This is a genomic window from Streptomyces humidus (assembly GCF_014649655.1).
Lineage (GTDB): Bacteria > Actinomycetota > Actinomycetes > Streptomycetales > Streptomycetaceae > Streptomyces > Streptomyces humidus.
On the sequence record NZ_BMTL01000023.1, the window covers coordinates 121,544 to 138,005 of the forward strand.

12 protein-coding genes and 1 pseudogene are annotated in these 16,462 nt (G+C 73.2%); 5 read left to right on the forward strand and 8 right to left on the reverse strand.

All coding sequences use genetic code 11. The annotated features are described in order from the left end of the window. Nucleotides 1-141 precede the first annotated feature (141 nt). Nucleotides 142-1,410, forward strand: coding sequence for a YncE family protein (locus IE239_RS25905; protein WP_190151793.1), 1,269 nt, complete (start codon nt 142-144; stop codon nt 1,408-1,410). A 72-nt stretch (nt 1,411-1,482) separates the two neighbouring features. Here IE239_RS25905 and IE239_RS25910 read toward each other — a convergent pair whose 3' ends face one another. Beyond that, complete coding sequence (locus IE239_RS25910) at nt 1,483-3,348, reverse strand: cellulase family glycosylhydrolase (RefSeq protein WP_190151794.1); 1,866 nt, start codon at nt 3,346-3,348, stop codon at nt 1,483-1,485. A gap of 128 nt (nt 3,349-3,476) precedes the next feature. On the opposite strand from IE239_RS25910, the gene IE239_RS25915 reads away from it, so the two are divergent. Then, nucleotides 3,477-4,571, forward strand: coding sequence for an XdhC family protein (locus tag IE239_RS25915; RefSeq protein ID WP_190151795.1), 1,095 nt, complete (start codon nt 3,477-3,479; stop codon nt 4,569-4,571). 175 nt (nt 4,572-4,746) lie between these two features. Here the strand turns inward: IE239_RS25915 and IE239_RS42355 are convergent. The 7 genes and pseudogenes from IE239_RS42355 to IE239_RS25950 all read right to left on the reverse strand — a co-directional run. Continuing rightward, a pseudogene (locus tag IE239_RS42355) lies at nt 4,747-5,082 on the reverse strand (transposase family protein); the annotation flags it as partial. Nucleotides 5,083-5,384: 302 nt separating this feature from the next. After that, nucleotides 5,385-6,242, reverse strand: a complete 858-nt coding sequence (locus tag IE239_RS25925; protein WP_190151796.1) for a MerR family transcriptional regulator — start codon at nt 6,240-6,242, stop codon at nt 5,385-5,387. Nucleotides 6,243-6,464: 222 nt separating this feature from the next. Then, nucleotides 6,465-6,917: a hypothetical protein gene (locus tag IE239_RS25930; protein ID WP_190151797.1), complete on the reverse strand. Its 453-nt coding sequence runs from the start codon at nt 6,915-6,917 to the stop codon at nt 6,465-6,467. A 591-nt stretch (nt 6,918-7,508) separates the two neighbouring features. Continuing rightward, nucleotides 7,509-8,009 (reverse strand): metallophosphoesterase family protein, encoded by a 501-nt coding sequence (locus IE239_RS25935; RefSeq protein WP_190151798.1) that lies wholly within the window; start codon nt 8,007-8,009, stop codon nt 7,509-7,511. 40 nt (nt 8,010-8,049) lie between these two features. Further along, nucleotides 8,050-8,229 carry a hypothetical protein gene (locus IE239_RS25940; RefSeq protein WP_190151799.1) on the reverse strand — a complete coding sequence of 60 codons (180 nt, stop codon included), beginning with the start codon at nt 8,227-8,229 and terminating at the stop codon, nt 8,050-8,052. 69 nt (nt 8,230-8,298) lie between these two features. Continuing rightward, complete coding sequence (locus tag IE239_RS25945; RefSeq protein WP_190151800.1) at nt 8,299-8,670, reverse strand: DUF6479 family protein; 372 nt, start codon at nt 8,668-8,670, stop codon at nt 8,299-8,301. Between the two features lie 72 nt (nt 8,671-8,742). Then, nucleotides 8,743-11,193 carry a SpoIIE family protein phosphatase gene (locus IE239_RS25950; RefSeq protein WP_190151801.1) on the reverse strand — a complete coding sequence of 817 codons (2,451 nt, stop codon included), beginning with the start codon at nt 11,191-11,193 and terminating at the stop codon, nt 8,743-8,745. Nucleotides 11,194-11,431: 238 nt separating this feature from the next. Here IE239_RS25950 and lanKC point away from each other — a divergent pair, with 238 nt between their 5' ends. The 3 genes from lanKC to IE239_RS25965 all read left to right on the forward strand — a co-directional run bounded on the left by lanKC (nt 11,432) and on the right by IE239_RS25965 (nt 16,099). Continuing rightward, nucleotides 11,432-14,080, forward strand: coding sequence for a class III lanthionine synthetase LanKC (gene lanKC, locus IE239_RS25955; RefSeq protein WP_190151802.1), 2,649 nt, complete (start codon nt 11,432-11,434; stop codon nt 14,078-14,080). 82 nt (nt 14,081-14,162) lie between these two features. After that, a complete protein-coding gene (locus IE239_RS25960; protein WP_190151803.1) occupies nt 14,163-14,279 on the forward strand; it encodes a SapB/AmfS family lanthipeptide in 117 nt (38 codons plus the stop codon). Between the two features lie 101 nt (nt 14,280-14,380). Next, the gene (locus tag IE239_RS25965; protein ID WP_190151804.1) at nt 14,381-16,099 is read left to right on the forward strand and encodes an ATP-binding cassette domain-containing protein; all 1,719 of its coding nucleotides are present in this window, start codon (nt 14,381-14,383) and stop codon (nt 16,097-16,099) included. Nucleotides 16,100-16,462: the final 363 nt, after the last annotated feature.

A 16,462-nucleotide genomic window follows, 5' to 3' on the forward strand; every position in this document is an offset into this window, starting at 1 on the left:
TTTTGTCGTGCACGGAGTCTTGTGGCGAAGGCCCCCCCTTCCTTACTTTCCAGTAAGTCAACTCTGAACGCATCTGTGTTCAGATTCGGGCGGCCTTCCGCCCTGCCCCCACGCCGCCAGCCACCCAGAGGAGAGAGCAGCATGCCTGCCTTCAGATCCAGGCACCTTTGCTCCGTAGCCGCCGCCCTCGTCCTGACCGTCGCCGCCCCGGCGACCGCCGCCACCGCGACCGCCACCGCCGCTTCCGACGCCTCGACCGCCGCCGCCCTGCGCGAGGTGCTCTTCGTGGGCAACAACTGGGAGGGCACCGCGGACGTCGTCAAGTCCAGCGGCGACTTCGCCAGGATCGGCCGGATCAACGTGATCCCCGACAAGGACGCCCGGATGGCGGAGATCAACGCCGACCCGATCAAGTGGATCTACTTCCAGGCCATCCGCAACGGCGTCGGCGAGGGACACGACCAGTTCGTCGACGACATGTACACCACCCCGGACGGCGCGTCCGTGGTCGCCTCCCGGCCGAGCTTCGCCGACGTCGTCTCCATCGACCTGGCCACCGGGAAGATCAACTGGCGTTTCCCCGTGTCCGGTTACCGCTCGGACCACATGGCCGTCTCACCCGACGGCAAGCGGGTCGCGGTGTCCGCGTCGATCTCGAACACCGTGCACGTCCTGGACATCGTCACCGGCAAGCAGCTCGGTTCGTTCAAGACCGGCGACAAGCCGCACGAGAACATCTTCACCAAGGACGGCAAGTACATCTACAACATGTCGATCGGCGACGTGAACACCTCGCTCGACGCGCCGTGGCAGGACTTCACCAAGGGTGACCGCCGCATCACCGTCGTCGACGCGACCACGTACCAGCAGGTCAAGGTCATCGACATGCGGCAGCGGCTGGACGCGATCGGACTCAAGGACTACTCCGACGCCGTGCGCCCGGCGGTGTTCTCGCCGGACGAGTCCAAGCTGTACTTCCAGGTCTCGTACTTCAACGGCTTCTTCGAGTACGACCTCGCCTCGGACCGGATCACCCGGACGAAGACCCTGCCGAAGAACCCGGCGACCAGCGACGACCGCACCACGTTCGTCAACGACTCGCGCCATCACGGCCTCTCGATGAGTCCCGACGGCGGCAAGCTGTGCGTGGCCGGCACGATGGACGACTACGCGACGGTCGTCGACCGCGCCACTCTCCAGGAGGGTCCGCTGGTCAGCGCCTCCAAGCCCTACTGGGCCACGGTCAGCGGCGACGGCAAGGCCTGCGTCATCTCCGAGAGCGGCGCCGACCAGATCACCGCGATCGACTTCGCCACCGGCCAGAAGGTCGTCTCGGTGCCGGTGGGCGACCACCCGCAGCGGGTCCGGCTCGGCCATGTGGCGGCGAACTGGACCGGAACCGGCAGCTGACGGTCTCCTCCGGCACGATGAAGGGGTGGGCAACGGTGACCGCCGCCCACCCCTTCGTCGTGCCCGCCTCGCTCACCCCGCCTTCTGGGCCGCCCACGCGGACAGTTCCGTACGGGCGGCGGCCAGCTGCGTCGCGGACGGCGCGCCGGCCCCGTTGGTCACCAGGGCGTAGTGCAGGACGCCCGAGTCCGGCGCGCCGAGCAGCAGGCGGCGACTGCCCGTGCCCCCCGGTTCGGCGGCCACGGCGATCTTCGTGTCCGCCGTGTACGCGGGCGGGGCGTACACCGTGCCGAGATCGGAGACGACCGTGGTCGTGGCAGTCGGGAAGGAGGCCGGCAGATGCAGTTCGGTGGGCGCCGCACCGCCGTTCGAACGCCATACCAGCAGCCCGTACTGGCCGGAGCCGACGAGTTGCTTCGTGGCGGGCAGGGAAGCGGGGACCGGGTTCCAGGTCAGCGTGGTGGAGCCGTCGCGGGAGCGGTCCTCGTAGGTGAAGGCGACGGTCGTGCCCGAGGTGGCGCTCGGGTAGATCCGGTCCAGCAGCCGGGCGTCCTGACGCAGCGTCACCGTCCCTGCGTCGTCGAGGCGTACGGCGGAGAGGTCCTCGTCGTTCCAGGCGTCGCCGGTCGTGAGCACCTTGCCGGGGTTGTCGTTCATCAGCTCGTGGTGCCGGCCCTGGTAGATGTCCCACTGCCACTGCGAGCCGGACAGGACCGGCCCCGAAGTCGCCGGGTTGGCCCACCAGTTGGCACCCTTCACCCGCGAGTCGAGGCCCTGGTACATCGCTTTCAGGACGGTCGGCGCCTTGCCGGCGGTGCTGCCGTTCAGCGGGTGGCCGAACTCGCTGACGAGCGCCGTCGTCCCGGCCGCGAGGGCGCGGTCACGGACCGTGCCCAGGTCGCTCACGTACTGGCCGTCCGCCGCGTTGCCCCACATCAGGATGCCGGAGATGGCCTTCTGGTCGTAGAAATGGGTGTTGAAGACGTAGCGGGAGCCGAGCGTGCCCGCGTCCAGGAGTCCGCCCTCCTCCTTGCTGACGTTGCCGTTCCAGAAGAGGTTCGGCTCGACGAGGGCGGGCTTGTCGGTCCAGCCCGCCGCGTCCATGCGGGCCCGGAACTTCACGTAGAAGGGCCACAGCAGGTCGCGTTCCCAGGTGCGGCTGTTCTGGCCGGAGTCGTAGGCGCCGGCGTAGGGCTCGTTGTACGGGTCGAAGCCGAGGACGCCGGCGAACTGCTCGGCGGTGAGGTGTGTCCTGATGTGCGCCATGGTCTTCTCGGCCATGGCCAGAAAGGAGTCCTGGAGGCCGTGATCGTTGTGCCAGAAGTCGTGCTGCGCGGCCTTCACCGCGCGGTTCTGGGTGATGTTCTGCCCCCAGAGCAGGCAGATGCCGCAGGACTCGCTCGGGTAACCGCCCAGTTGCACGGCCCATTCGGGCGCGCCGTCGCCGGTGTACCAGCTTCCCTGGTTGAACAGCCAGCGGGAGTAGAGGTCCTGGTGGAAATCGGGGTAGACCCGGATGCCGGCGTCGAGGAAGGCGCGCATCTGGTCGGTGGCGGCGGCCAGATAGCCGGCGTCGACCTGGCCGCGCACCGGCTCGGCGTAGGCCCAGGAGAGCAGGAAGCGCACGGAGTTGCCGCCGCCGAGGGCGCGCAGGGCCGTCGCCGACTTTCTGGCGTCGGCGACGGAGGCGAAGGGCAGGCCCTTGTTCTCGGCGAGCTTGGTCTCGCCGGAGACGTTGTAGCCGCGCAGCACGACCTCGCGGCCGTTGCCGTCGACGAAGCGGCCGCCCGACACGGTGAGCGCCGTGCCGTCGAAGGGGAGGGAGTCGGGGATCGCGGCAGCGGCGGTGGCGGCCGTGGAGCCCGCCGCCGTCAGGAAACCGCAGAGTCCACAGAGGACCACCAGAACAGCGAGGAGACGAGCCCGAATTTTCGGCATGTCCACTACAGTCCGGTGGTTTCAGGACACCGTCAATACCTTCTGACCCTCAAGTAAGTTGACGGCCCATCAGATCAACTGACCGCCGGTCGATCGCGCGCGGGGCCGCGCCGGACTAGCGTGCGGACATGCGCGACATTCTTCCGGTACTGAAGGGGTGGTACGCCGCCGGTGCGCCGTTCGGCCTCGCCACGGTGGTCGCCGTCGCCGGCAGCGCGCCGCGCGAACCGGGCGCGGCGATGGCGGTGGGGCCCGGCGACGAGGTCGTGGGCAGCGTGTCCGGGGGCTGCGTGGAGGGCGCGGTGTTCGAGCTGGCCAAGGAGGTCGTCGCCGACGGGGCGGCCCGGCTGGAGGTCTTCGGGTACAGCGACGAGGACGCCTTCGCCGTCGGCCTGACCTGCGGCGGAGAGATCTCGGTACTGGTGCGGGCCGTCTCGCCCCGCCTCGACCCGTCGTTCGGCAGGGTCGCGGAGTCGGTGGCCGGGGGCGAGCCGGTGACCGTGGCCTCGGTGGTCGACGGCCCCGCGCCCCGAGGGGCCGTCCTCGCCGTCTGGCCCGACCGCGTTCTCGGCTCCCTGGGCACGGGCGGGCTGGACGCGGCCGTCACGGCCGACGCGCGCGGGGAGTCCGCGCCGGGCGCCACCACGATGCGGCACTACGGTCCGCGGGGCCGACGGCGCGAGGACGCCGTCTCGGTGTTCCTGCACTCCTTCGCTCCGCCGCCGCGCATGCTGGTGTTCGGCGCCGTGGACCACGGAGCCGCCGTGGCCCGCATCGGGGACTTCCTCGGCTACCGCGTCACGGTGTGCGACGCCCGCGCGGCCTTCGCGACCGCACGGCGCCTCCCGCCGGGCGTCGAGGTGGTCGTGCAGTGGCCGCACCGGTATCTGCGCGGCACGGACACCGACGCGCGCACGGTGATCTGCGTCCTGACCCACGACCCGAAGTTCGACGTGCCGCTGCTCGAGACGGCGCTGCGCCGGCCCGCCGCGTACATCGGGGCCATGGGCAGTCGCCGTACGCACGAGGAACGCCGCGCCCGTCTCGTGGCGGCCGGGCTCACCGAGCGCGAGCTGTCCCGGCTGCGCTCACCGATCGGGCTCGACCTGGGGGCCCGGACACCCGAGGAGGTGGCCGTGTCGGTGGCCGCCGAGGTCGTCGCGCTGCGCTGGGGCGGCAGCGGCGCTCCGCTGACGCTCGCACGGGGGCCGATCCATCACTGAGCCTCCGCCAACCTGAAAATCGCTGGTCAGCAGGGCTGGTGTGACCGTGTTCCGGAGTGCTCGTGCTGGTCGTGGGCGGGAGTCTGCGGAGAAGATCGTCCGTCAGCGGTTGACTTCGAGTGTCCAGGCCGCGGAAGCCGAGGTCCGCGAGGGCCCCGAGGCCGACGGCGCGCAGGTGGGCCAGGATGTGGTCGTGGCGGGCGGCGGTGTTGTCGTGCGTGCGCCCGGGCCGGGCGGCGGATATCCAGATCAGGCGGCCCCTCTCGTCGGTGAGGGCGGGGAAGTGCAGGCCGTGGTGGCGATGTTTGCCGGAGTAGTTCTTGCGGTCGGCCTTCCCAGTGCGGCGCTGGGTGGGGATGAGGGTGCCGTCAATCAGGACCACCTCCCCACCCTGCCGGACGATCTTCTTGCACGCTCGGTCCAGGCGCGGGGCCTGTGCGGCGAGCAGTCCGATCGCCTCGTCGCGCCGGCGTCGGACGGTGGACTCGGAGAGGTTGTTGCCGCCGGCCATGTCGGCCAGGCGCTGGTCGTGGCGCAGTACGGCCAGGACGATCACCGCGATCTTCCCGGGCGGCAGGATCCGCCACCGGGACCGGATAGCCTTCAGATGTCGCCGCAGCAGACCGGCGAGGTGGTTGACGGTGCGCGTGGACAGCGGCAGACGGCACTGGTGGACAAGCGGGCAGGTGCCCTCGGCGTGCTCTTCGGCTCTCTTCACACAGAGCCCAACGGCCGCCAGGAGCACCGTGGTTACGTTCGTGCTGCACCGTTCCAGGCTGCTCTTGTCGGGCTCGCCCCGAGCGCCGATGCCAGTCAGCAGGTCCGTGGGGTATCGCCGTCCTGATCGGCCGAGTAAAGCAGCTCGATGACACGTTCCTCGTACCGGACGCGGGCCGGGGAGAAGTCGTACGGCATCTTGCCGATGGCCTCCACCACGCTCATCCTCGCCTCGCCTTCCTCCTCACCAGCGTGCTCGTCGTCCTGGTCCAGGAGGTCGTCGAGGGCCTCGTCCAGGCAGGATCTGTCGATGGTGGCTCCCAAAGCGGTCTCATGAGCACACCGCTGGGCAGCCAGGTCTTCGATGCTGGGGTCGTCGGGGGACATGGTGTCGTCCAGGGCCCCCTCGGCCTCGGCCAGGCGGTCTTCCTCGGCCCGCAGCTCGGGGTAGGTCACCAGGACGGTGAACCGGCTGGCCTGGGCGGCGGCCCCCTGGGGGCCGAAGATACGCTCCGTGACCAGGAGGGTATCGAGATCGGCCGGGCGCAGGGACCCGGGCGGCAGATCATGCAGGCGGCCACTGACCAGCGGTGAGAGCAGGCCCAGGGGGCTGCCCGACTCGCGGAGGCGGTGCACGGCGGCTTGCTGGGCTTCGATGGCGGCCGCCTTGGAGGCGAGGGATTCCTCCAGTCGGGCCAGGGACTGCTCGATGCCGGTGGTGCCCTCGAAGCCGGCCCGGATGTCGTCCAGGGAGATACCCGCATCAGCCATCTTGCGGATCCACAGCAGGCGGACCATGTCGTCGTATCCGTAGCGGCGGCGGTTGTCACTGCCGCGTTCCGGTTCGGCCAGGAGCCCGATGGCGTGGTAGTGGCGGATGGCGCGGGGTGTGGTCCCGGCGAACGCGGCGGCATCGCCGATCTTGACCTGGCGGGGAATCGCAGGAAGGTGCATGCGAGGGAACCTCTCGATGTCGTACTTGCCGCCTACTGGACCACGTGCCGCTACGGCACATGCAAACCCCGCTGCCGCGGGCTCGCCCCGCGCTCCCGCACCGTCGAGGGGTCGTACGGATCGCTGCACGGGCAGAGAAAACGTCCCGGATGAGCAGACTTGGGAACAGAACAAGGGTGGGGAATCAGTCAATGAGTGCTATCAGGGCGGCACCGTCCCTGGTCACAGGCGAGTGGTGAACCGGTCGTCGGGCAGTTTCCGAAGCCGGCTGCGGTCGGCCAGCCTGACCAGCTTCCCGCGCAACGGCTCCAGTCTGGCCCGCACGCTGACATCCACCCCCAGCACCTCGCCGACCTGCCGAGCCATGACCGGCCCGGCAGCCTCCCGCACGACGGCCGGGATGCGCTGGTAGTCCGGCGGGAGCATCGTCTCCTCCACGCCGGACGCGCGGTGCGGGATCGTCATCACCGCCCGGCCGCCCACCTGCCCGGGCGCCGGCCCTGCCGAGGCCCGCTCCTCGGCAAGCTGCTCGCTCATCCTCTCAAGAACCTTCTCGGCGACGGCGAGTTCGTCGCGCTCGGCCCGGACCTCCGCCAGCTGCTTGGCCAGCTGTTCTTCGAGTTCGTCCAGTTCCGCACGCCGCGCGGTGATCCGTTCCAGCAGCTCGGGATCCATACACCGGATCACAGAAGGCCGTCCGCCCGCCGCGCGCAGGAACCGGCAAGCCGCCCGCTGACGGACGATCTGCAGCGCAGACTCCCTCCCACGACCAGCACAGGCACCCCGGAACACGGTCACACCATCCCTACTGACCAGCTATTTTCAGGTTGGCGGAGGCTCACTGACGGCCATGGCGTGAGCCGCGGTCCGCCCGGCGGTCGGCGGTCGGCGGTCGGCGGCGGTCCGTTCGGGCTTGTGCACACGTACGTCCGGCGAGAAAAAGGTGATTCGTCCGTTATGAAACGGCCGCGGGTGGGTACGCGACCGGCACGGACAGGGATGCACGTGCTCTGCCCTCGTCCGGTGAAGGAAGGAGGTCCGTTGAAGGAACGCACACCCGCAAGTACCGGGCCGCCCCCGACCTTCCCGGCCGGGAGCGGCCCGACCTCCGGTCCGACCGGTCGGACTCTCTGACCGGTCGATCCGACCCGTCCGGTGAATCCGATCCGTCCGTCCCGTACATCCCGCGGTCCCGTACGCACCGTCCGGCGCGTCCGAACAGTGCGGCCCGTCCCGCCTTCCGGCCGTCGGCGAGGGACGGACGTGTCAGCGCGGTGGCAGCCGGTGCAGGACGACGTCCGTGAGGCGGCCGTCCGCCGCGGTCGCGGTGAGCCAGGTGCAGTACGGCTGACGGCGCCGGTCGGTCGGCGAACCCGGGTTGAGCAGACGCAGGCCGCCGGGGGCGGTGGTGTCCCAGGGGATGTGGCTGTGACCGAAGACCAGGACGTCCAGGTCCGGGAAGCGGTCGGCGCAGCGGGCCTCGCGGCCCCGGGCCGGGCCCGTGTCGTGGACGACCCCGAAGCGCACCCCGCCCAGTTCGGCACGGGCCACCTCGGGCAGCCGCGCGCGCAGGTCCGGCCCGTCGTTGTTGCCGTAGACGCCGACCACCGCGCGGCTGCGGCTCTCCAGCAGGTCGAGGGTGGCCGTGTCGACCCAGTCGCCGGCGTGGACCACCGCGTCCGCCCGCGCAAGCTCCTCCAGCAGCGCGGCGGGGAGCGTGCGGGCGCGCTTGGGGAGGTGGGTGTCGGACGTCAACAGCAGGTGCACGGCGCCAGGATACGAAACCGACACGCGCGTCGCCGGTCCCTCAGTCCTCGCCCCGGATGATGTTGCCCTCCGGGCCGGGCTGCGCGTCGGGCGTGCCGGGCGTCGCCACCGCCGCCAGGCAGGTGCGGGGCGCGGCGGGTGCGCGGCGCACCCGGCGGGCCGTGGCCCACCCCGTCTCAGGTCGGCGGGTCGCGGGTTTCTCCTCGGTCTGAGCGGTCACGGCATGTCAACACCCTTCTGTTCCTTCGAGGCCCTGTCGGCGACAGGGCCGGTGCAGCGGTGCAGCGGTTCAGCCCGCTCCCGGGCCGCCGCTGCGGAACGAGCCGCCGGAGCCTTCCTGCCAGCGGGGGCGGCTCTGGTCGGCGCTCTCCCTGCTGCCGGTGGTCCGCAGCTCGTGGGGCGTGAGACGTTCGCCCCCGTCGGTCGCCCGAGGCATCTCGTTCGGCTCGCGGGTACGGCTCTCGTGGGTCCGGCCGGACGCGGGCATCCGAGGCTGTTCGTGCGGCGCCGGCGGTGCGGGCTCGCTCTGGCGGATCTTGTGACCGAGCCGGAAGGCCCAGACCAGTCCGCCCACGAGCACGAGCCCGACGACGATGAAGGCCACGGTGGCCAGGGCGGACCTTCCGGATGCCGCGAGGAGGGCGGAGGCGAAGTTGTCCATGGCCGCCGGGTACCCGGCCCGGGCCCGCGGACACCTGAGGGTCCGGCGCGCGGTCCGGCGCTGTCCGGTGGCTCAGTCGCGCAGCACCAGCTCGCTCCACACCTGCTTGCCGCCGCTGACCGGCACGGTCCCCCAGGCGTCGGACATCGCCTCGACGAGAAGGATGCCGCGGCCGCCGGTGGCCTCCCAGCCCGGGTCGGTCGGTTTGACGGGCGTGCGGGCCGAGGCGTCGGTGACGGCGACGCGCAGCCGGCTGCCGATCAGGGTGATGTCCAGGCGGACCGGGCCGCCGGTGTGCACCAGGGCGTTGGTGACCAGCTCGGAGACGACGAGCAGGGCTGCGTCCATCGCGGTCTCGGTGACGCCCCAGGCGCGCAGGGTGCGCCGGGTGAACCGGCGTGCGTGCCGGGACGCCTCGGGCACCCGCCACACCGTCCAGCCCTCGCGCAGGGGTTTGACGGCCATCCCGTCGTAGCGCATGAGGAGCAGGGCCACGTCGTCGCCGCGGTGGGCGTCGCCGAGCAGGGCGTCGGCGACGAGCCCGAGGTGAGCGGGGTCGGACGCGGACAGTCGGCGGGCGAGCCGTGCCAGGCCGGTGTCGATGTCCAGCTCGGCGGACTCCACGAGCCCGTCCGTGGTCAGGGCGATGACGGCGCCCGGCGACAGCCGCAGCGGGGTCATCGGGAACTCGGCCCGCAGCAGGACGCCCAGGGGCGGACCGCCGTCGGTCTCGGCGATGTCGGTCGAGCCGTCCGGGTGGCGCACGACGGGCGGCGGATGCCCGGCCCGCACGCACCAGGCGGTGCCGTCCTCCATGCCGACGTCGACGTAGCAGCAGGTGACGAAGAGGTCGGTCTCCAGTTCCAGCAGGAGCCGGTTGGCGTGGGAGACGACCACGTCCGGCGGATGGCCCTCGGCGGCGTAGGCGCGCAGGGCCGTGCGCATCTGTCCCATGAGGGTGGCGGCGGCCGCGCTGTGGCCCTGGACGTCGCCGATGACGAGGGCGACATGGTGGTCGGGCAGCGGGATGACGTCGTACCAGTCGCCGCCGACCTCCAGGCCCGCGGTGGCGGGGAGATAGCGGGCGACGGCGACGGCGCCGGGCAGCTCGGGCAGCCTGCGCGGCAGCAGCTGGCGCTGCAGCATGGCGACGAGTTCGTGCTCGGCGTCGAAGGCGTGGGCCCGCATCAGGGCCTGCCCGGCGAGGCCGGCGGAGGCGGTGAGCAGGGCGCGTTCGTCGGGCCCGAAGTGGTGCGGCCGGTCCCAGCCGATGAGACAGGCGCCGGTCGTGCGACCGCCGGCGGTCAGCGGCAGGAGGGCGAGACCGCCGGGGCCGATCCCGGCCAGGGCCGGTTCCAGGTCGGTGGCCGCGGGCCAGATCCGGGCGCGGCCCTCCTTCAGGGCGGCGGCGAGGGTCGGCATGGCGCGCAGGGACGCGTCCGGCCACTCGGTGCGCCATTCCAGCCGCCACAGCGCGGGCCAGGACTGCGGTTCGGGCGGGTCCAGGACGGTGACCACGAGCCGCTCGCCCTCGAGCTCGGCGAGAGCGATCCGGTCGGCGCGCAGCGGTTTGCGCAGGGCGGCGACCACGGCCTGGCTCACGTCGCGGACGGTGCCGGCGGTGGCGAGCGCGGCGGCCAGCCGCTGCACCCGGGCCACGTCGGTGACCTCGTCGCGCAGGGCCGAGGCGTCGGCGACGGTGCCCACCAGCCGCGCCGGCCGGCCGTCGCCGCCGGGCAGCAGCCGGCCGCGCAGGCGCAGCCACTTCGGCGGCCCGGGGGGCTGGAGCACGCGGAACTCCAGTTCGCGGTCGCCGATCGACATGTGGTCGGCCTCGACGACGGACATCAGCGAGGGCAGGTCCTCCGGGACCGCGCGCCCGAGGAGGGTCTCCACCCGGCCGTCGAATGCGGCCCGGTCCATCCGGAACAGCTCCAGGATCTCGTCGCCGACCTCGACCCGGCCGGTGTCCATGGCCAGGCTGAAGTCGCCGGCACGCAGTTCCTCGCCCGCGACGGGAACGGCCGCGGCGGGGAAGGCGACGACCTCGGCGACCAGCGCCAGGCAGACCCGGTCGTCGGCGTCGAAGCCGCCGGGACGCTCGCTGAGGGCGAGAAGACAGCCCGCGCCGTCGCGCAGGGGCAGGGCGGCCAGATGGACGTCACGGGCGGGCATCCGCCGTGCCTCCGGGCAGTCGGCGAGCTCCCCCGGGCCGAGCCACACCGGCCGTCCGGTGCGGTGGGCGTCCGCGGCCGGCGAGCGGCCGTCCAGCGGATAGCTCTCGCGCAGCCCGTACAGGGTCCGCGGGACGCCTGCCGACTCCGCCAGACAGAGCAGGTCGCCGCCGCCCCCGGACGTGTAGACGGCGGCGACGGACGCGCCCGCGAAGACGAGCGCCTGTTCGAGGATGCGTCGGACCCGTTCCGGTGCGGTGAGATCGGCCGTGATCGTCTTGAGGGCGATTTCGGCGCGCGAAGGTCCCGTTCTGCGCTCCGCGGCACCCTCACTGACCACGATCGCCATTACAGCGCCATCGGAGTCCGTGCGCAGCCCCTGCGTCCGTTTTCGGGCCGACGAACGCGGCGGAAGCGTCGTTGAGGGAGATGAGGGGCCCGCGGGGAGGGCTCCGCAGGGACCTCCGTCGAACGAACCCGAACAGGTGTTGACGCGTGCGTTTCGCACGGTGAGCTCGTGACAGGCGTGACTGTCCGCGTCCCCGCGCGGCTTGCGAGGCTCTTGGCGGGCCGACGGAGGGGGACGCATGGACAAGCGGTACGAGGTGTACGCGCTGGCGGACACGCACTTCTACGAGACGCCCGACCGGCTGAACGCCGGCGGGGCCGGGCCCGCTCCGCTGTACGACACGGCGCGCCGGCCGGTCCCCGAGGGCTGGACGTCGGCGCGGATCGGCGACTGGCTGACGCTGACGCCGCTGGACGCGGACGGGTCCCCGGCGCCGGGGCCGGCCCAGGGGTGGAAGATCCACGCCTCGGCCACCCGGGCGAACGCGGAGCGGATCGCCGCGATCGTGTGGGACTACTGCGTCGCGCACCGTGTCCCCTTCAAGTTCGTCCCGGGGCCGCACCTGCTGCATCTGCGCAACACCAAGTACGCGGGCCGCGACACGAGCGGCAAGTTCGTCACCGTCTACCCGGCGGACGAGGAGCAGCTGCACACGGTCCTGCGCGAACTGGGCGCTTCGCTGGAGGGCTTCGAGGGTCCTTACATCCTCACCGACCTGCGCTGGCACGAGGGCCCGCTCTACGTCCGCTACGGCGCGTTCGCGCGGATGTTCGTCGTGGACGACCGGGGCTCGCTGGCGCCGGCGGTCCGCGACGGCGGCGGGAACCTGGTGCCGGACCGGCGGGCGCCGTCCTTCCAGGTGCCGCCGTGGGTGACGCTGCCGGCGTTCCTGGAGCCGCACCTGGCGGCCCGCAACACCACCACGGTGGGCGAACTGCCGTACCGCATCGAGAAGGCGCTGCACTTCTCCAACGGCGGCGGGGTGTACGCGGGAACCGACACCCGCGACGGGCGCAAGGTGGTGCTGAAGGAGGGCAGACCGCACGCGGGGCTGGCCTCGGACGGGGCGGACGCGATCGTCCGGCTGGAGCGCGAGAAGCGGGCGCTGGAGGCGGTGTCCGGCACCGGGGTGGTGCCTGAGGTGCGCGACTGGTTCCTGCTCGGCGACCACCGCTTCCTGGTGATGGACCTCGTCCCGGGACGACCGCTGAACTCGTTCTTCGCCGAGCGGCACCCGCTGCTGTCCCCGGACCCGGATCCGGCGGCCGTCGCCGCGTACACCGCGTGGGCCGTGCGCATCCACCGGGCGGTGGAGCAGGCGGTGGAGCGGGTGCACGCGCGCGGGATCGTCTTCAACGACCTGCACGTCTTCAACATCATGGTCGCGCCCGACGAGGAGTCGGTGCATCTGATCGACTTCGAGGCGGCCGCCCCGGCCGAGGAGAACGGCCGCCAGGTCGTGGCGCACCCGGGCTTCTTCGCCCCGCCCGACCGCCGGGGCGCCGACGTCGACCGGTACGCGCTGGCGTGCTTACGGCTCGCCCTGTTCCTGCCCGTCACCACGCTGTTCGTGGTCGACCGGGGCAAGGCGGCCCATCTGGCCGAGGTGATCGCCGAGCAGTTCCCCGACGTGCCGGGCGCGTTCCTCGACGAGGCGGTCGCGGAGATCACCCGAAACGTCGGCGAGGCGGCGCCGGAGCCGCACGAGGGCGCGCCCGTGAGGTCGCCGCGCTCCGCGCGCGTGGCCTCGGCGCCCGCCTTGCGGGTGGAACCCGCCGACTGGCCGCACAGCCGTGACTCGATGGTCAAGGCGATCCTCGCCTCGGCCACCCCGGAGCGCGACGACCGGCTCTACCCCGGAGACGTCGCCCAGTTCTCCGACGGCGGCGGGCTGGGCCTGGCGCACGGCGCGGCCGGGGTGCTGTACGCGCTCAGGGCCACCGGCGCCGAACGCCACGACGAGGGCGAGCGCTGGCTTCTGGACCGCACCGCCCCGCCCCCGACGGGCACCCCGCTCGGGCTCTACGACGGCCTGGCCGGCGTCGCCCACGTGCTGGACCTGCTCGGTCACCGGCAGCGCGCGCTCGACCTGGTCGACGGCATCCTGCGCGAGCGGTGGCAGAACCTGTCCTCGGACCTGCACGGGGGGCTGGCCGGACTGGGCCTCGTCCTCGCCGACCTGGCGCGCCGGACGGGCGAGCCGGAGCTGCGCGCGCGGGCCGCCGAGGCCGCCGACATCGTCGTACGGCGACTGGCCGAACCCGTGCCGGACGCGCCCCGGCGGCGGGCGGGGCTGCTGCGGGGAGCCAGCGGGCCCGCGCTGTTCCTGCTGCGCCAGTACGAGGCGACCGGCGACCGCGCGCTGCTGACGGCGGCGGACGTCGCCCTGCGCCGGGACCTGGCGGCCTGCGTGCAGCGCGAGGGGGGTTCGCTGGAGGTCGACGAGGGATGGCGCACGCTGCCCTACCTCGGGGACGGCAGCGTGGGCGTCGGAGCGGTGCTCGACGACGGGCTGGTCCATCTCCCGGACCCGGGCGGGCAGTTCGAACGGGCCAGGGCCGGTGTGCTGACCGCCGCCACGTCCCGTTTCTACGCACAGCCCGGCCTCTTCCAGGGCCGCGCCGGGATGATCCTGCACCTGGCCCGGACCACCGCCGAAGGCGCGACACGCGCCCGGCTCGACGAGCAGATCGACGCGCTGGGCTGGTTCTCGATGCCCTACCAGGGCCAACTCGCCTTCCCCGGACACCAGATGATGCGGCTGTCCATGGACCTCGGCACCGGCACCGCGGGCTGTCTGCTCGCCCTGGCCGCCGCCCTCGCACCCGACGGCACGGGCGCCGACGCCCATCTGCCGTTCCTTCCGCCGCCGCACCGGCGGCCCTGATACGCGGTCGCGCCACACCGGCGCGGCCGTGACGCAACCCGTCCCCACGGGACGAGACATCCAACCGACGAAAGGACACACCATGGCCCTTCTCGACCTGCAGACGATGGAATCCGACGAGTACAACGGCGGCGGCGGCAACAGCACCGTCAGCCTGCTGTCCTGTGTCAGCGCGGCGAGCGTCATTCTCTGCCTGTGACCCGCACGTCGTGCTGAAGGCCCCGGGCGGTCCGCTCCTCAGGGAGAGGGCCGCCCGGGGTCCGGCCGCCCCCGGAACCTCGAAGGAAGCGCGGGAGCAGGATGCCGATGGACCGGACGACCGGTGAACTGCTGGGCGCGGCCACCCGGCACAGCGCCGGACGCTGCGTGGCCCTGTGTCTGGTGAGCGTGACGGCGACGGGCGCCGGCCTGCTGCTGCCCGCCGCCCTGGGCCGGACCCTCGACCTGCTGATCGCCCACGCCCCGGCGGCCCGCTGGGTGCTGTACTGCGCCGCCCTCGTCGCGCTGCTCACCCTGCTGGACGCCTGTGAGACCGTGCTCGCCGGCACCCTGGACGCCCGGACCGCAGCCTTTCTGCGCCGCCGCGTCACCCGCCATGTCCTGGCCGTGGGCCCGCGCGCCGCCGACCGCTTCGGCGCCGGGGACCTGGTGGCACGCATCGTCGGCAACGCGGCCCAGGCCGGCACGGCGCCCGGCGCCCGCGCCGCGCTGCTGGCCGCGCTCGCCGGGCCCCTCGGCGCCGTGGTGGCACTGGCCCTCGTGGACCCGTGGCTCGCGGCCGTCTTCCTGGCCGGGGCGCCGGTCCTCACCCTCCTGCTGCGCACCCTCGCCCGCGACACCTCGGCCTGCGTGGCGGACTACCAGCGGTCGCAGGGACGGATCGCGGCCGCGCTCGCGGAGGCGGTCGCCGGGGCCCGCACGATCCGCGCCGCGGGCACGGCCGACCGGGACACCGCCCGCGTCCTGCGTCCGCTGCCCGAGCTGTCCCGCGCGGGACTGCGCATGTGGCGGGTCCAGGGCCGGGCCGCCGCGCAGGCGGTCGCCGTGGCGCCGCTGCTGCACCTCGGGGTCGTCGCCGTCGCGGGCGTGCTGCTCACCCGGCACCGGCTGTCGGCGGGCGACGTCCTCGCCGCGTCGCGTTACGCGGTGCTCGCGACCGGCGTCGGGGTGCTGGTCGGGCGGCTCTCGGGCCTGGTCCGCTCCCGGACCGCCGCCGCCCGCCTGGGCGAGGTCCTGGACCAGCCGGTCCCCGCCCACGGCGAACGGCGGCTGCCGGCGGACGGCACGGGGCGGCTGGAGCTTCGCGGGGTCACCGCCCGGCGGGGCGGGCGCACGGTGCTGGACGGCGTCGACCTGGTCGTGCCCGGCGGACGGACGCTGGCCCTGGTGGGCCGCTCGGGCGCCGGGAAGTCGCTGCTGGCCGCGCTGGCCGGCCGGCTCGCCGATCCGGACGCCGGGGAGGTGCTGCTGGACGGCGTGCCGCTGGCCGCGCTCCCCCGGGACGAACTGCGCGCGGCGGTCGCCCAGGCCTTCGACCGGCCCGCCCTGCTGGGCGGCACCGTCGAGGCCACGATCGCCCTCGGACCGCCGGGCCGAACCCCGTCCGCGAGGCGGGTCCGGGAAGCCGCCCGCACCGCACGCGCCGACGACTTCGTCCGCCGTCTGCCGCAGGGCTACGCCACCCCGTGCGCGCACGCCCCCCACTCCGGCGGCGAAGCCCAACGTCTGGGCCTGGCACGCGCGTTCGCCCACGGCGGCCGGCTGCTCATCCTCGACGACGCCCTCTCCAGCCTCGACACGGTCACCGAGCGCCAGGTCACCGACGTGGTGTTCGGCAGCACGACGACCGCCACCCGCCTCGTCGTGGCCCACCGCGCCGCCACGGCCGCCCGCGCCGACGCGGTGGCCTGGCTGGACGGAGGGCGCGTGCGGGCGGTGGGGACGCACCGGGAGCTGTGGCGGACGCCCGGCTACCGGGCGGTGTTCGGCGCGGCCCCGGCGGGCGAGGGGCCGCGATGAGGCGCGGCGACGGTCCGGAGGGGCTCAGGACGCGGGGGCTGAGGTTCCTCACGGCCCACCGGCGGGCTCTGACGCGGCTGGCGGGCTGGTCGGTGCTGGAGTCCGGGCAGACCTTTCTCCTCGGGTACGCCTTGGCGCGGGCCCTGGACGACGGCTTCCTGGCCGGTCGGGCGGCGACGGGACTCGGATGGCTCGTGCCGGCCGCGCTCGGGGTGCTGCTGGGCGCCTACGGGACCGGGCGGGTCTACGGGGCGGTGGCCGCGCTGGTGGAACCGCTGCGGGACCGGCTGGTCGTGCGGGTGGTGGAGCGCGGGGTGCGCGAGGCGGACGGCGGGTCGCTGTCCGGGCTCACCCAGCAGGTGG

Bases quoted from the DNA above. Each gene is read 5' to 3' on its own strand.
- IE239_RS25905 (WP_190151793.1), top strand. From the start codon at position 142: ATGCCTGCCTTCAGATCCAGGCACCTTTGCTCCGTAGCCGCCGCCCTC.
- IE239_RS25910 (WP_190151794.1), bottom strand. From the start codon at position 3,348: ATGCCGAAAATTCGGGCTCGTCTCCTCGCTGTTCTGGTGGTCCTCTGT.
- IE239_RS25915 (WP_190151795.1), top strand. From the start codon at position 3,477: ATGCGCGACATTCTTCCGGTACTGAAGGGGTGGTACGCCGCCGGTGCG.
- IE239_RS25925 (WP_190151796.1), bottom strand. From the start codon at position 6,242: ATGCACCTTCCTGCGATTCCCCGCCAGGTCAAGATCGGCGATGCCGCC.
- IE239_RS25930 (WP_190151797.1), bottom strand. From the start codon at position 6,917: ATGGATCCCGAGCTGCTGGAACGGATCACCGCGCGGCGTGCGGAACTG.
- IE239_RS25945 (WP_190151800.1), bottom strand. From the start codon at position 8,670: ATGGACAACTTCGCCTCCGCCCTCCTCGCGGCATCCGGAAGGTCCGCC.
- IE239_RS25950 (WP_190151801.1), bottom strand. From the start codon at position 11,193: ATGGCGATCGTGGTCAGTGAGGGTGCCGCGGAGCGCAGAACGGGACCT.
- lanKC (WP_190151802.1), top strand. From the start codon at position 11,432: ATGGACAAGCGGTACGAGGTGTACGCGCTGGCGGACACGCACTTCTAC.
- IE239_RS25960 (WP_190151803.1), top strand. From the start codon at position 14,163: ATGGCCCTTCTCGACCTGCAGACGATGGAATCCGACGAGTACAACGGC.
- IE239_RS25965 (WP_190151804.1), top strand. From the start codon at position 14,381: ATGCCGATGGACCGGACGACCGGTGAACTGCTGGGCGCGGCCACCCGG.